We start from the raw sequence: 13,990 nt of genomic DNA on the forward strand, positions 1-13,990 counted from the left end.
CCTTGGCGGATGTAGCCGCCGGCCTTGGCCGGCGGTCAGACCGCGCCCGACCTCGGTGGCAGGTACGATCGCCACGTGCGTCGGTGGCTGGTCGTCCTGCTCGTGCTCGCGCTGCTCGCCGCAGCCGCCGCGGCGTGGCTGTGGAGGCGCGAACCGCCGGCGCTCGGGCCATGGTCAGGCGTCACCTCGGTGCTCGCCGACGGCTTCACCGACCCGTTCGGCGTGGCCGCGCTCGCCGACGGCTCGGTGGCCGTGACCGACGGCGCGCGCGTCAGGCGAATCGGCGTCGATGGCCGCGTGACGACGCTTGCCGGCAGTGACGCTGACCGCCGGGCAAGCCCGGCGGCTACACCTCGCCCGGCGGCTACACCTCGCCCGGCGACTACACCGCCCCCGGCGGCCACGCCTCACATGTCGGGTATCGCCGTCGCGCCCGACGGCTCGCTCGTCGTCGCCGACACCGGCACCCACACCATCAAGCGCGTGACGATGGACGGCGCGGTGACGAGGGTGGCAGGCGACGGCACGCCCGGATACGAGGACGGCCCCGCCGCGCAGGCGCGCTTCAGTGGCCCCGTCGGCGTCGCCGTGGACCCCACCGGTGGGATCATCGTCGCCGACACCTACAACGACAGGATCCGCGCCATCGACCGCGATGGCACGGTGCGCACCATCGCCGGCGGCGACGACGTGGGCACGACGGACGGGCCGGGTCCACAGGCGCGCTTCGACACGCCGTGCGGTGTCGCGATCGCGCAAGACGGCCGCATCCTCGTGGCCGATACCGGCAACGGCCTGCTGCGCGCCATCGCGTCCGATGGCACGGTGACGACGATCCCGACGGCCGGCGTGGAGCTGGAACGTCCCATGGCGCTGGCGGTCGGTGCCGATGGCGAGGTGTTCGTCGCCGACGAGCGCGGCATCGTCGTCGCGGTATCGCCCGCCGGCGACGCGCGCCTGATCGCCGGCGAGGACCCGGGGTTCCAGGATGGCGAAGGCGCCGACGCGCGCTTCCGGCGCCCGTCGGGCATCGCCCTCGTGACCGCTGGGGCGGGGCATCGATCGCACGCGTCGCTGCTGGTGGCCGATGCCGGTAACGCGATGGTGCGCGCCATCCGTCCGGCGACGAGCACCGCCGCCGGCTGGACGATGCCCTGGCCCGTGCCGGCGCTTCCGGTGCCGCCACGGCCAGCCGCGGCTCCGGGGTTCGACGCGGAGGCATTCGCGCGCACGCCGCTGCTGTGGCCCATCGCGCCGCTCGAGGGTCCGCACGAGGTCGCCGGCACGTTCGGCGAGGCCCGCGGCGGCGCAGGCGCGGAGCGCTTCCATGCCGGGCTCGACGTGCGCGAGGTGCAGGGCACGATGGTCCGCGCCGTCCGCGACGGCGTCGTCACCAGCCCGCTCTCCACGTTCGGCTTCGACACGATCAACGAGGGCGTGCGCATCGGCGACGTCGCCTACATCCACATCCGTGCCGGACGTACGCCGTCCGACGAGTTGCTCGATCCCGGCAGGTTCGCGCCGGCGCGCGACGCAACCGGCGCCATGGTGCGCATCCGGGTGCGCCGCGGGGCACGCTTCCGTACCGGCGACGTGGTCGGCACGATCAACGCGTTCAACCACGTGCACCTCAACGTCGGCTGGCCGGGCGAGGAGCACAACCCGCTGCGCTTCCGGCTCGTGCAGTTCCGCGACGGCATCCCGCCGACAATCGAGCCCCACGGCATCCGTCTCTTTGACGACGCGTGGACGGCGCTCAACCCGGACCGTCCCGGGCCGATGCGCGGACGCGGGCGCGCCCGTCGCCCGACGCGCCTGCCGCCGATCGAGCCCGTCGTCGTGAACGGACCGGTGCGGATCGTCGTCGACGGGTGGGATCAGGCCGACGGCAACGTGTCGTACCGGCGGCTCGGGTTGCATGCAGTGGCGTGGCAGGTGATCGACGCCACCGGCGGACCTGTCGCCGGGTTCGAGCACCCGCGCGAGGCCATCCGGTTCGATCGCCTGCGCGGCGACCGGGAGGCACCGCGCCTGGTGTACGCGCGTGGCAGCGGCATCCCCGTGTATGGCGCGAGCCGCACGCAGTTCCTCTACGTGGCGACGACGACGTTCCGGGACGGCCGGGTGGAGGACGGCCTGTGGGACACGAGGACGCTCGTGCCGGGGCCGTACGTCCTGCGCGTCATCGTCAGCGACTTCGCGGGCAACGAGACCTCGCGCGAGTTGAGGATTGAGGTCGCGCGCTGAGACCCAGGGCTCACGGCTCAGGGCTCAAGGCTCAGAGAGCATGCGGGCACGAGGGGAGTCGGGAGTGTCAGGCGGTCGGCAGCGACGGGCCACGTGCGCCATATCTGGTCAGGCGGCGCGCCACGGCGGCTGCGGCGCGATTGAGCGCAGCGTCGGCGCTCGAGAACATCACGGGCTCCGGCGCGGCATCGCGGGCGACGGCCTCATACGCGGCCAGATGCAGGCTGTCGTAGGCACGCAGACGATACTGCTCCGCCAGCTCTCCGGCCCGGCGACAGAGGCCGTCGTCCACGTCGTACACCAGAAGGGCCGGCCACAAGCCCAGGAAGGCACGCTTCGCCTCGGCGTGTTGGCGAGGCGCAAGATCGCGGCGCCGCCGTGCCAGGGCCGCGCGTGCCTCCGTGTAGGCCAGCGACAGCGTGATCACCACGTCCGCGTCGTCCACCTGCTCGACTACCGCGAGACTACCTGCCTCGTCGAGGAACAGCTTCACCAGGCTGCTCGTGTCGAGGTACACAATCACCGTCGATCCTCGAGCACCGTCTGCGACAACGGAGGACCACCGCGCAGGCGAGCGCGTGGCGCCTTGACGACGGGCTTGCCGCCGTTCCACCGCGCGCGTCCCTCCCGCACCATGCGCCATGCCCATTCGTGGTCCGGCGCCGGCTTCGCTGGCGACAGGGTGGCGATCTCACGCCCGCGGTCGGTGACCACGAGCGTCTCCCCTGCCTGCACGCGCTTCAGGTGATGACTCAGTCGCGCCTTCAGGTCGCGAACACCGACCTTGGTCATGTCCCTTCCCCTCCGATGTGACTACACTAGCATCGTCTTGTAGTCACCTGCCATGACGCATCGCCTCAGCCTCGAACGCATCGCCGCGGCCTCGTCGGTCATCGATCCGGTCTTCCTGGACTCGCCGCAGTTCCGGGCCGAGTCGCTCGAGGCGGTGTTCGGGTGCCGGTTGGTCGTGAAGGTGGAGACGCTCAACCCGATCCGCTCGTTCAAGGGTCGGGGCGCGTCGCTGTACGGCAGCACGCTGCGCGCCGGCGACACGGTGATCACGGCCAGCGCCGGCAACTTCGGCCAGGCGGTCGCGTATGCCTGCCGCAGCCGTGGGGCCTCGGCGATCATCTTCGCGAGCGTCAACGCCAACCCGCTGAAGGTCGATCGGATGCGGGCGTTCGGTGCCGACGTGCGCCTGCACGGCGAGGACTTCGACGAGGCCAAGGTCGAGGCGAAGCGGTACGCCGCGGCGCACGGCCTGCCGATGCTGGAAGACGGACTCGAGCCGGCGACGGCGGAAGGCGCGGGCACGATCGCCATCGAGCTGTTGCGATGGCCTGACCCGTTCGACGACCTGCTCGTACCGCTCGGAAACGGCGCGCTGCTCACCGGGGTCGGGCGATGGACGAAGGCGCATGCTCTTGCCACGCAGGTGATCGGCGTTGCGGCGGCGGGCGCGCCGGCGATGGTCGAGTCGTGGCGCTCCGGCCGCATCGTCACGTACGAGCGGATCGACACGATCGCCGACGGCATCGGCGTCCGCGTGCCTGTGCCCGAGGCGGTGGCCGACATGCAGGGCACGGTGGACGACGCGATTCTCGTGACCGACACGTCGATCCTCGCTGCGATGCGCCTCGCCCACGAGCATCTCGGGTTGGTGATCGAGCCGTCGGGGGCGGCGGGGTTGGCGGCGATCGTGGAGAACCCGGCGCGGTTCCGCGGCCGGTGCGTCGCCACGATCCTCTGCGGCGGGAATCTCACGCCACAGCAGATGACGGAGTGGCTTCGGCGATTGCCGTGATTGCCTGCGTCGACCTGGAAGGTCGACGCCCACGAAAGGATTGTGTTCGTGGCGGCCGACCTTCAGGTCGGCCGATCCTGGTCTCCAGCAACCCGCCCCCAGTCTCGACTTGGCTAGAATCCCCCCGTGAACTGGCTGCTCGTCGGGATCCTCGCCTACCTCGCCGTCCAGATGGCCATCGGCCTGTGGGTGTCGCGACGCGTGAACAACGAGGTGGACTACATCCTCGCGGGCCGCACGCTCGGGCTCGGCGTGGCCTCGTTCTCGATCTTCGCCACATGGTTCGGCGCCGAGTCGATTCAGGGCGCCGCGGGAACGATGTACACCGACGGCCTGTCGGGCGCGTCGGCCGATCCGTTCGGCTACGTGCTCTGCATCCTGCTGGTGGGCCTGATCTTCGCGCGGCCGTTGTGGAACGCCGGCTTCACGACGTTCGGCGACCTGTTCCGCGCCCGGTACTCCGCCGGCGTGGAGAAGTTCGTGATCCTGCTCATCGTGCCGACGTCGATCATCTGGGCCGGCGCGCAGGTGCGGGCCTTCGGCAACGTGCTCTCGCACGCGTCGGGGCTGTCGATCGAGGCGGCGATCACCGCCGCGGCGCTGTTCGTGATGCTCTACACGACGATCGGCGGCCTGCTCGCCGACGCCTGGACCGACGTGGTGCAGGGCATCGCCGTCATCGTCGGCCTGATCGTGCTGCTGGCGCACCTGATGATCACCGGGGACCTGCAGGCGGCGTGGGCGCAGGTGCCTGCGGAGCGGCTGGCGATCCTCGGCGACGGCAGCGTGCCCTGGTACGAGATGCTCGAGGCGTGGACGGTGCCGGTGGTCGGTTCGATGCTGGCGGTGGAACTGCTGTCGAGGGTGCTCGGGTGCAGGTCGGCCGACACGGCGCGGCGGGCCTGTCTGGCCGGCAGCGGGTTGTATCTCGCCGTCGGGGCGATCCCGGCGCTGATCGGACTGTGCGGGCCGTACCTGGTGCCCGGGCTCGAGGACGGCGAGCAGTTGATCCCGGCGCTGGCCAGCCTGCACCTCGGGCCCTGGTTCTACGTGGCGTTCGCCGGGGCGCTGGTCTCGGCGATTCTCTCCACCGTCGACTCCTGCATGCTCGCCGGCTCGACGCTGGTGACCCACAACGTGCTGCTGCCGTTGTGGCCCGACCTGTCGGAGCGGGCGCGGCTGCGCGCCTCACGGCTCGGGGTGCTGACGATGGGGGTGATGGCGTGGGGACTGGCGCTGCGGACCGAGAGCATCAAGGATCTCGTGGAGATTGCCTCCGCCTTCGGCAGCGCCGGCGTGTTCGTGGTGGCGTGCTTCGGGCTGTTCACGACAATCGGCGGTCCGCTCAGTGCGTGGGTGGCGTTGTGTACGGGCTTCGTGGTGTGGGGTGCGGGGGCGTTGTTGGCCTGGCCGGCGCCATACGTGACGGCGCTCGCGTTGTCGGTCGTCGGCTACCTGGCCACCTCACAGGTAGGGCGAGCCACCGCGCCGTTGGCCGACGTGTCTCACTAACGGCGCGGTCGGAGACCGCGCCCTACCTGTGTGGTGGCCTCGCTCATGAATCACATCGTCCGCGCGTTCGCCGTGTGGGTCGGGATCTACGCCGGGTGCCTCACTGCGTTGGGAGCGCTCTGGTTCTGGAAGGGCCCAGAGGACTCGACCATCCCGGAGGAGGGCGCGCTGCTCGGCGGCACGATTGCGCTGTGGTTCGCGGTGATGTTCGGCCGTGCGGCGGTGAAGCGGCTGCGCGAGCGGGCCGCCGTCGGGCGGGCCGACGATGTGGATCGTCCTGTGGACGGCGAGTTCGTGGTGGCACGGGGCACACTGCAGTGCGCGGCTCCGCTCGTGTCGCCGTTCACGGGCGTGCCGGTGGCCGCGTACAACTACAAGGCGTGGCGACGCGAGGTGCGCGGGCCCGGTACCAAGACCAGCGTGGAGATCGCGTACTGGTGGGGCGAGGGGTCGGCGCCGTGTTCGCTGATGACGCGGCGCGGCACGCTGGAGTTGCGGAGCCGTCCGTGGCTCGACTTCTGGTCGGCGGGCGTGCCGAACACCGACGAGTCGCGCGGGCACTTCTCGCGGTTCATGCACGGCGTGCAGGCGGAGCCGCAGCAGGGCGGCATCGTGGTCCCGGGCTTCGAGTGGGACGCGGGGCTCGACGGCCCGTTGCGGCGTGACAAGGCAAAGACGACGCACGTGCCGCTCGAGGAGTTGCAGTTCACCGAGTGGACGCTCTCGCCGGGCGAGCCGGTGGTGGTGATCGGTCGCTACTCGGCGCAGCGCGGCGGGGTGATCCACGACGACCGGAAGGGGCGTCCGCTGCGCGTGCTGAAGGGGGATGCCGAGACCGTCCGCGCGGCGCTCGGCCAGGGCGCAACCGCATACGGCGTGCTGTCGCTGCTCGCGCTCGGTGTGTCGGCCTTCTTCGCCGCGTCCATCCTGCGCTGGCACGACCTGGCGTTCTGAGGGGGTCGGGCTGCGGCTTACGGCGCTGGAACGTCAGGAAGGTAGGGCGCGGTGTCCCACCGCGCCGTTGGTCCCTCCTCGCCGTACTCATGCGTCGATCTCCGCTCCGCGGCAAGAGCGCCCGGTCATTCCCGCTGTCAGAGGTCGCACACCAGGCACGCCTGCTCGTCGTCGTCATCTCCCGCGAGCACGTCGAGGAGGCGATTGGAGGCGGGCGTCCTGTCGCGCCCGGCAGCGGCGACGATCTCGTCGCGCCGTGCCAGCAGTGCCTCGAGCGACTCGCCCTGCGACCACGTGTACTGGCGGCCCTGCATGCGCGTGGCCTCGAAGCCGGCCTTCTGCTCCAGCGCGACTGCCTGAGCGAACAGCTCGGGGTGCCGATCGGCCAGGCCCACCCATTCGGCCTTGCGCTGGAAGAAGCAGAAGTAGCAGCCGGAGCGGGAGCGCCACTCGTAGTAGGCGGGCAGTCCGAGGCCGGCGTCCTCGAGGATGCGGTGCACGTCGCGCAGGTCGATGCCGTGCTGGCGGAAGGGGAACACGCTGGTGATGTTCGGCCGGGTGGAGACGTAGCCCTCGCGGTGCTCGTCGGCGCGCAGGCCGACGTAGCTCACGGCCGCGTCGTCGCCCAGCCAGGCCTCGAGCGGTGCCAGCTTCATCTGACGGGTGCACCAGCGCATCTGGGGCGACGGCAGCGTGCCGCGGTACACCTCCATCCAGTGCTCGAACGGCCGCCCGGAATTCAGCCTCTGGATAGGCTTACCGAGAAACGCTTCCAGCCTCAACAGGTACTCGTAGGTCTCGGGGAGCTCCGCGCCGGTGTCGCATAAGAAGTACTCCATCTGCGGCACGCGGTCGCGCATGAACACGGCAAGTGCCGCGCTGTCCTTACCGCCGGAGAGCCCGAGCACGTGGCGAGGGGTGCTGCCCATGACGACGTCGTCTACCATCGTCGTCGAGTTGCGCGCAAGGTCGTTGGTGCTCGACTATTGCCGTGCCTGAGCCTTGCTGCGTCGGGAGCCGGTGGAGAACGTGACGCTTCCAGAACTCGAGAGTGTTCCTTCGCCTTCACAGCGAGCAATCCTGGCAAGGTTGTTTGCCGAGACAACGAACTCCTACAAGTTCATGCTGTTCCTCACCCTGCTTGACTGTGCAGCACAGCACGAGGTGAGCGACGGCCTGAGGCTCAGCATCAGACATCTACTCGGCGGCATGCTTGCCGTCGCGTGGTTCCCGTCATCACTGTGCCGACTTAACCTTGGAACACAGGATCGAACGGCGGAGCACCTGGCACGAGTTGGGAATGGCCTCTGGGTTGATGGGGATGATATTGGCTTGAACAACTCGCGGGCAGCGTGCTTCATGTGGGCCGAGAACTTTCCTGGAACACCTACACAGGTCCGCAATAGGACGATTCTTCGATACGTCCTTAGCAGGCTTGTTCGCCCATTCTTGGAGCCACTCCCAGCAGGCAGTCCCGCCAACCCAGACCTCCTCCTGGATGAACTGTCGAGGAGCAGGTTCGACTCGGCACTGCCCCTCTACCGGGTCGATCAAGGCGGCGAAACCGTGACGCTCCATCCGTTCTGGCATCGCGCGCTCCGTCGGGAGGGGGCGATACTCGACGGATGGGTCAAGTACCACTGGCTGCAATATCTGCAACGCTGCAACCCTGGATCCCCAGGTATCGCAGCCAAGTTGGTACCTCCTGCCGAGAGAGCGTCACTCATCGAGGCTAGAACGTTCTGGCTACGTGTCATGCGGGCCTCGAGCGTTTCGTGTCCGTACAGCGGTCGCGTGCTTGGGCAAGACGTCCCGTTCGAAGTAGACCACTTTCTGCCGTGGTCCTTTGTGCTGCATGACCAGCTCTGGAATCTGATCCCATGTGATCCTGAGGTGAATCGGATCAAACGGCGCAGCCTTGCCGACAAGCGCTATGTCCTCACCGTGGGCCACATCCAGGCCGACGCTCTCGCGCTGACGGCCAAAATGACCTCAGAGGGAGAGTTCAGGCGCATCGCCGAGTCGCACGTGCTGGCACTCCAGCTGCCAGCAAGTACGCTGCGAGGTGAGAGCACGGCCGATCGTGAGCAGGTGTCGCGGGCTTTTGAGCGCACCGTAACTCCGCTCTGGGACTTGGCCGCCTCACACGGCTTCCCGGGACCCTGGCTATTCAGGGGCTGACCAGTACGCTGCCCGGTCCGGGACCACCCAGCGGACGCCGCCGCGCGGATCCGCGACGTCGCCACGATGCCGAGGAATCACGTGCAGGTGTGCGTGGTCGATGGTCTGCCCGGCCGCAATGCCGACATTGACGCCGATGTTGTAGCCGTCGGGCTGAATGCCGGCCGCCTCGATCAGGCGCCGGGCAGGCTCGACGAGCGCCCAGATCGCCTGCTGCTCCTCGGCGGTCAGCGCCAGGAAGTCGGCCTCGTGACGCCGCGGCACGATCAGCGTGTGCCCGGGGCTGAGCGGGTAGCCGTCCTGGAATGCGGCGGCGAGTTCGTTCGAGATGAGCAGTTCTGCTCTCGCGATGCGGTCGCAGAAGACGCACGGCATGCGCTCATCCTATCGGGGCGCTCGTTCAGGGAGCCAGCTCTACCGATCTCGGTGCATGTCGAAACCGGTGGCCTCGCCAAATGCGGACACCACCTCGAGCCAGGCAGCGAGGAGCGCGCGCAACTCTCTCCTGGGCATCGCGCGCACCTGGATGACCGTGGTCAGCCGCCACTCGCTCAAGGCCTGTCGGACCGTCAACTGCGGCCATTCCATGAAGGGCCGCACCGACGCATCGCCGGGAGGCACGGGCGCCGACTCGAGGCAGAGCGCAGACAGTTCCCACTCGCGCAACGGCGCCGACGGCGCGATGTCCACGCAGGCGCGGATCTCGAACCCGTTCCCGCGGAACGCGGCGGCGAACAGCGCACCGGTGCCCGTGCGACGCACCTCGCCGAGGGTGGCGCCCAGGCCCTCGAGCAGCTCCTCGAGGTCGTACCAGGTGACGGTCTCGAACACGTGGTCGATTGCGCCGCGCCCCCGGCGACCACCGGACGCCTGCGGCGCCTCGTCCGCGTGCGTGGGCCAGGGACGCTCGTCGTACGACTGGCCTGGCGCCGGCACCTCCTCGAGCGCAAGCTCCATCGGCGTGCCCGGCGAGATGCGCAGCTGATGACGGTCGTCGAGCAGGCACCGCACCGCGCGAGAGTCGTCGCCCCGATTGCCGCCGAAGATCGGCACCCACAGCCGGTACAGCACCTGCGCCACACGACCGTCCACATACACGAGCCGACACCAGTGATACCCGCCAGGGCGTCCCTCCGCCGAGCGCACGTCCTCGACGTGCACCTGGTGCCCGAGCACGTCGACGTGCACGTGCCAGCGCTGGCGGCTGGCGATCGGCGGCGCGATCCACTGGTGCGGGAGGTGTTCCGGGCTGGGCACGCAGGTGGCGATCACGCGGCCCGGCCGCAGCCCGTCGGCCGCGGCCACACGCTGCACGTCGGCTTCGGTGGTGAGCGGGTCGCCGCCCGTCGGGCGGTTGCGGTAGGCGCCAGGCCCCGGGCTGGCAAGCGAGAGCCAGCGCGTCGAACAGGGACAGTCGCGGAAGGCGTGGGGCGAGGGGCGGAAGTGTTGGTCAGGGTCGTCGGTCACACTCGGGGTACGACGAGCCCGCGAACGGTCTGACAGCGTTGGAGGTGGGCCGAGTCGCCCACGGCTTACAAGTCGCTGCGGAAGCACATGGGCGGGGGAACCCGGGGCACTGGCGGGATCGGCCGCAGAGCCGCTTCGGGGCGAGCTCCTGACCGTCGCCATCGATGAGGCCATGGGCTGGCACCGGCCGGCTCGACACGACCCGGCCGTGTTCGTCGGCCATTGGCGACTCTCGCCTCCCCTCGAGCAGGAGGGCGGTGGGAGTATTCTGAATCAATGCGCACCTTCAGCGTGGTCATCGAACGTGACCCGGATACCGGCCTGTTCGTCGGCCATGTTCCGGGCTGGCCGGGCGCCCACACGCAGGGTGAGACCATCGAGGAGTTGCAAGCCAACCTGCAGGAGGTGAACGGCATGCTCCTCGAGGACGGCGAACCGAAGTTCGAGTCCGAGTTCGTGGCCGTACAGACGATCCGGGTTGCGTGAGTGGGCACCCTGCCCACCCTGAGACCCCGTGAGGTGGTGGCCCTTCTGCACGACCTGGGCTTCGCAGAGGTCCGCCACCTACGGGCAAGAGGCGGCCTGCGCCGGTCGCGCTCACAATGGCTGACGGCGGGGTGGGACACCCCGCCCTACCTCTGTGGAGCGCGGGTCGTCATAAGCCCGTGCTGAGGGAGGCGCGTGGGGTACGACATCATCGGCGATGTCCACGGCGAGGCCACGATGGTCGAGGCGCTGCTCGGCAGGCTCGGGTGCCGCGACACCGGCGGCGCCTGGCGACACCCGGACCGGATCGTCGTCTTCGTCGGCGACTTCATCGACCGCGGGCCGGAGCAACTCCGCGCCGTCGGCATCGTCCGACGCATGCTCGACGCCTGATCGGCGCGTCAGCCGAGCGGGTTGGGCCAACGGCGCGATGGGACATCGCGCCCTACCTCTGTGGGGGTGAACGGCATCGCCTGGCACACGCCGCGAGACCATGGGTCGGGCGACTGGTGCCGCACGCGCCTCGGGAAGAAGGGCGAGACGAACCGCCGGTGACACGCGCGGTTCCTCGAGGAGGCCTTCTGCAAGTCCGTCAGTGTCTCAGCGTCGGGATGTGGCCGTACGCGCGCGGGCGCGGGAGCCGAACGCCCAGCCAGCGACCATCAGCGCCAGGGCCCAGCCCGGCGGTTCCGGCACATCCGAGGTCTCGCCCATGTAGTTGGCGCCGGACGCCGCGGTCATGCTCCAGCCATGCACGAGGTCGCCACGCGCATTGGTGACCGTCAGAGGCCCGGTCCAGACCAGCGTCTTGGCGAAGTCGGCGGTGAAATCGACGCGCGAATAATCACCGGGAGCATGAAGGAACGGGTAATAGAGCTCGTTGATGTCCACATAGGCGCTCATCAACAACTCCATGCCGAACCGGATCGTGGTGAACTGCTCGTTGCGCTTCACCACAAAGGTCGCGGGGATGGGCACGCCGACGTCCGGGTCGCGGTCGAAGGTCACGAAGCCGGCCTCGTCGACGTGGTGTTCGAACGAGCCGCTCGCCGCCACCGCGTCGTCGAGATTGCCGGTGAGATTCAGCGCACCCTGGACGTGCGCCACGCCGCGCGTGCCGCCGATCGTCACGCCGCCACCCCAGCCGCCGTCGAGCGTGATGTTGCCGTGCCCGTAGTACACGTCGTCGGTCTCGGTCTCGGGGAAGGTGAATTCCAGGAGGTCGATCCAGCTGGCGGTCGCACGTCCACTGAATCGCACAGACGGGTTGTTCAGCAGGCTCACGGGATTCGACAACGTGCGATCCAGGTTCACGGACATGCCGACACCCAGTTCCCAGGCGGCGTCCGGATCGTTGGCCTTTGCCCCCGCCTTGGCGAATACCCGCGCAAACCCGGAGACATCGCCGCTCTCGAACGAGACCGTCGGACTCTCGGACGTGATGATGCCAGGGTCGCCCCCCACGCCCACGCGCGCTTCGAACCATCGCGGGGGCACCGACGGCGGACGTTCGAGCTCGAAGTTCACGCCAGCCAGCGTGTGGGTGAACACGAGCGCCGCCGCACTGGCGGGTTGTGCCCAGCCGGATAGTGTGAGAAGCGCCAGCATCGTGCAGCCGAATCGATTCACCATCGGATCCTCTCCACGCACGCGTCACGGGGGAGCAGCCACGGTCTCGAAACCGCGTACCGCGTCGGGCGCCCGTTTCTGTTGTGCCGAGGATGGTGCGATAGGACTGACCCCACCGTCAACTCACGACAGGTGCTGGATGTCACGACCCGTGCTGTTGAACGCGCCTTGAATACGCGGGTCATCCGCGCCGAGAGCCGGCGTGTCATGAGCGTCACCAGCGTCACCACGCGGACGACGATCTTCGACAAGGCTCCTCTACGCCTTCGGCCAGTGCTGCTCGATGTAGCGGACCATCCGCGGCGCCGCGAGTTCGTCCTTCGAATGCACCCGCGGCTTCTGCACTGGCAGGTGCCCGCTCTCGAACATCTAGTGCAGCAGGTCCTCGCCGGTCTCCGTGGCGCGCATGCCGCTCAGGTCGTTGTCCAGCGAGACGATGTCCCACGTGAACCGCGTGAGCAGGTAGCGGAAGTCCTCGGGCGTGCGCACCGGGTACCAGCCGTCGGGCGCCGGGCGCCAGTCGTCGAGGTAGAGCCAGCGGGGGCGGTCGGCATCAGGCGATCCTCTCCTGCGAGGTATCGGCCGGACCGTCGGGCGGCGTCAGGCGCGGAGCGCGCGAGTCGTCGTAATCTTGGGCGCAGAACGGCGGGCCAGCCCCGGACCGTCGACCTGAAGGTCGACGGCTACGCCCGTGCTGAAGGAGGCGCGTGGGGTACGACATCATCGGCGACGTCCATGGCGAAGCCGCCATGCTCGAGGCGCTGCTCCGCGACCTCGGCTACGAGGACCGCGGCGGCACCTGGCGTCATCCCGAGCGCACCGCCGTCTTCGTCGGCGACTTCATCGACCGCGGGCCCGAACAGCTCCGCGCCGTCGGCATCGTCCGCCGCATGATCGACGCCGGGGCGGCGCTCGCCGTCATGGGCAACCACGAGCTGAACGCCATCGCCTGGCACACGCCGCGAGACGATGGGTCGGGGGACTGGTGCCGGACGCACGCCGGCGACAAGGGCAAGAAGAACTTCCGACAGCACGCGCGGTTCCTCGACGAGGTCGGCGGCGACCTCGCGCTGCACGACGAGCTCGTCGCGTGGTTCCGCACCCTCCCCCTCTGGCTTCACCTCCCCGGCTTCCGCGTCGTCCACGCCTGCTGGCACGAGCCGCAACTCGACGTCCTCGCCCGCGAACTGCCCGACGCCCGTCTCCCCGACGATCGCCTCGCCGCGTCGCTGGTGAAGCCGCGCACCCCCGAGGAACACGCCTCCCCGGCCTTCGCGCTGGCCCACGCCGTGCAGACGGTGACCTCCGGCCTCGAGGCATCACTCCCCGAGGGGCGCACCTTCGCCGATCGCGACGGCAACCCGCGCCGCGACGTCCGCCTGAAGTGGTGGGATGCGAGCGCGACGACGTTCCTCGAGGCGGCGCTGGTGCTGTGCGAGGCGGAGCGCGCGGCGATGCCAGATCTGCCGATTCCCGTCCACGCCCGCGTGCGCGTCGAGGGCGCGCCGGTCTTCTTCGGCCACTACTGGCTGCCCGGCGGCCCGGCGCTGTCGTCGCCGCAACTGACCTGCCTCGACTTCCAGGAAGAGCGGCGCCCGATCCTCACGGCCTACCGGTTCGACGGGGAGACGGAGCTGAGCGCCGGGAAATTGGTCAGCGTGGGGCCGCGCAGGTCCTAGGCGCAGGGGCCCGCGGACTCGGGCTCCCGCG

The 13,990-nt window shown here is 69.5% G+C and carries 15 protein-coding genes; 8 read left to right on the forward strand and 7 right to left on the reverse strand.

The window, feature by feature from the left end; translation table 11 throughout:
- Positions 1–75: 75 nt before the first annotated feature.
- Positions 76–2,247: a hypothetical protein gene (locus TBR22_RS25840; protein ID WP_239490731.1), complete on the forward strand. Its 2,172-nt coding sequence runs from the start codon at positions 76–78 to the stop codon at positions 2,245–2,247.
- Positions 2,248–2,314: 67 nt separating this feature from the next.
- On the opposite strand, the gene TBR22_RS25845 is transcribed toward TBR22_RS25840, so the two are convergent.
- Both TBR22_RS25845 and TBR22_RS25850 read right to left on the reverse strand, forming a co-directional pair.
- Positions 2,315–2,740 (reverse strand): type II toxin-antitoxin system VapC family toxin, encoded by a 426-nt coding sequence (locus tag TBR22_RS25845; RefSeq protein WP_239490732.1) that lies wholly within the window; start codon positions 2,738–2,740, stop codon positions 2,315–2,317.
- A 26-nt stretch (positions 2,741–2,766) separates the two neighbouring features.
- Positions 2,767–3,039, reverse strand: coding sequence for a type II toxin-antitoxin system Phd/YefM family antitoxin (locus tag TBR22_RS25850; RefSeq protein WP_239490733.1), 273 nt, complete (start codon positions 3,037–3,039; stop codon positions 2,767–2,769).
- 52 nt (positions 3,040–3,091) lie between these two features.
- Between TBR22_RS25850 and TBR22_RS25855 the strand changes: the two genes are divergently transcribed.
- From TBR22_RS25855 to TBR22_RS25865, 3 genes are all read left to right on the forward strand, one after another.
- Positions 3,092–4,051 carry a threonine/serine dehydratase gene (locus TBR22_RS25855; protein WP_239490734.1) on the forward strand — a complete coding sequence of 320 codons (960 nt, stop codon included), beginning with the start codon at positions 3,092–3,094 and terminating at the stop codon, positions 4,049–4,051.
- A 126-nt stretch (positions 4,052–4,177) separates the two neighbouring features.
- Positions 4,178–5,563: a sodium:solute symporter family protein gene (locus tag TBR22_RS25860; RefSeq protein WP_239490735.1), complete on the forward strand. Its 1,386-nt coding sequence runs from the start codon at positions 4,178–4,180 to the stop codon at positions 5,561–5,563.
- Positions 5,564–5,608: 45 nt separating this feature from the next.
- Complete coding sequence (locus tag TBR22_RS25865; protein ID WP_239490736.1) at positions 5,609–6,517, forward strand: hypothetical protein; 909 nt, start codon at positions 5,609–5,611, stop codon at positions 6,515–6,517.
- A 137-nt stretch (positions 6,518–6,654) separates the two neighbouring features.
- Here TBR22_RS25865 and TBR22_RS25870 read toward each other — a convergent pair whose 3' ends face one another.
- On the reverse strand, positions 6,655–7,464 hold the full coding sequence (locus TBR22_RS25870; RefSeq protein ID WP_239490737.1) for a phosphoadenosine phosphosulfate reductase family protein: 810 nt from the start codon (positions 7,462–7,464) through the stop codon (positions 6,655–6,657).
- A 73-nt stretch (positions 7,465–7,537) separates the two neighbouring features.
- Here TBR22_RS25870 and TBR22_RS25875 point away from each other — a divergent pair, with 73 nt between their 5' ends.
- Entirely contained in the window at positions 7,538–8,698 is a 1,161-nt protein-coding gene (locus TBR22_RS25875; RefSeq protein ID WP_239490738.1) for an HNH endonuclease domain-containing protein, read from the forward strand.
- Here TBR22_RS25875 and TBR22_RS25880 read toward each other — a convergent pair.
- Together TBR22_RS25880 and TBR22_RS25885 are read right to left on the reverse strand one after the other, a co-directional pair.
- Positions 8,684–9,073 carry an HIT family protein gene (locus TBR22_RS25880; protein WP_239490739.1) on the reverse strand — a complete coding sequence of 130 codons (390 nt, stop codon included), beginning with the start codon at positions 9,071–9,073 and terminating at the stop codon, positions 8,684–8,686. The genes TBR22_RS25875 and TBR22_RS25880 overlap by 15 nt on opposite strands.
- Before the next feature lie 39 nt (positions 9,074–9,112).
- Positions 9,113–10,165: a hypothetical protein gene (locus tag TBR22_RS25885; protein WP_239490740.1), complete on the reverse strand. Its 1,053-nt coding sequence runs from the start codon at positions 10,163–10,165 to the stop codon at positions 9,113–9,115.
- 276 nt (positions 10,166–10,441) lie between these two features.
- Between TBR22_RS25885 and TBR22_RS25890 the strand changes: the two genes are divergently transcribed.
- Entirely contained in the window at positions 10,442–10,651 is a 210-nt protein-coding gene (locus tag TBR22_RS25890; protein WP_239490741.1) for a type II toxin-antitoxin system HicB family antitoxin, read from the forward strand.
- 195 nt (positions 10,652–10,846) lie between these two features.
- Positions 10,847–11,044, forward strand: a complete 198-nt coding sequence (locus TBR22_RS25895; RefSeq protein WP_239490742.1) for a metallophosphoesterase — start codon at positions 10,847–10,849, stop codon at positions 11,042–11,044.
- Between the two features lie 207 nt (positions 11,045–11,251).
- Here TBR22_RS25895 and TBR22_RS25900 read toward each other — a convergent pair whose 3' ends face one another.
- Both TBR22_RS25900 and TBR22_RS27015 read right to left on the reverse strand, forming a co-directional pair.
- Positions 11,252–12,283 carry a hypothetical protein gene (locus tag TBR22_RS25900; RefSeq protein ID WP_239490743.1) on the reverse strand — a complete coding sequence of 344 codons (1,032 nt, stop codon included), beginning with the start codon at positions 12,281–12,283 and terminating at the stop codon, positions 11,252–11,254.
- Positions 12,284–12,649: 366 nt separating this feature from the next.
- Positions 12,650–12,769 carry a hypothetical protein gene (locus TBR22_RS27015; RefSeq protein ID WP_370651376.1) on the reverse strand — a complete coding sequence of 40 codons (120 nt, stop codon included), beginning with the start codon at positions 12,767–12,769 and terminating at the stop codon, positions 12,650–12,652.
- A gap of 218 nt (positions 12,770–12,987) precedes the next feature.
- Between TBR22_RS27015 and TBR22_RS25905 the strand changes: the two genes are divergently transcribed.
- Positions 12,988–13,959 (forward strand): metallophosphoesterase, encoded by a 972-nt coding sequence (locus TBR22_RS25905; RefSeq protein WP_239490744.1) that lies wholly within the window; start codon positions 12,988–12,990, stop codon positions 13,957–13,959.
- Positions 13,960–13,990 lie beyond the last annotated feature (31 nt).

Origin of the sequence: Luteitalea sp. TBR-22 (assembly GCF_016865485.1) — a bacterium.
GTDB lineage: Bacteria > Acidobacteriota > Vicinamibacteria > Vicinamibacterales > Vicinamibacteraceae > Luteitalea.

What these genes read in the sequence shown, in the direction of transcription:
- TBR22_RS25850 (WP_239490733.1), bottom strand. Translation starts at nt 3,039, where the DNA reads ATGACCAAGGTCGGTGTTCGCGACCTGAAGGCGCGACTGAGTCATCAC.
- TBR22_RS25855 (WP_239490734.1), top strand. Translation starts at nt 3,092, where the DNA reads ATGACGCATCGCCTCAGCCTCGAACGCATCGCCGCGGCCTCGTCGGTC.
- TBR22_RS25865 (WP_239490736.1), top strand. Translation starts at nt 5,609, where the DNA reads ATGAATCACATCGTCCGCGCGTTCGCCGTGTGGGTCGGGATCTACGCC.
- TBR22_RS25870 (WP_239490737.1), bottom strand. Translation starts at nt 7,464, where the DNA reads ATGGTAGACGACGTCGTCATGGGCAGCACCCCTCGCCACGTGCTCGGG.
- TBR22_RS25880 (WP_239490739.1), bottom strand. Translation starts at nt 9,073, where the DNA reads ATGCCGTGCGTCTTCTGCGACCGCATCGCGAGAGCAGAACTGCTCATC.
- TBR22_RS25890 (WP_239490741.1), top strand. Translation starts at nt 10,442, where the DNA reads ATGCGCACCTTCAGCGTGGTCATCGAACGTGACCCGGATACCGGCCTG.
- TBR22_RS25900 (WP_239490743.1), bottom strand. Translation starts at nt 12,283, where the DNA reads ATGGTGAATCGATTCGGCTGCACGATGCTGGCGCTTCTCACACTATCC.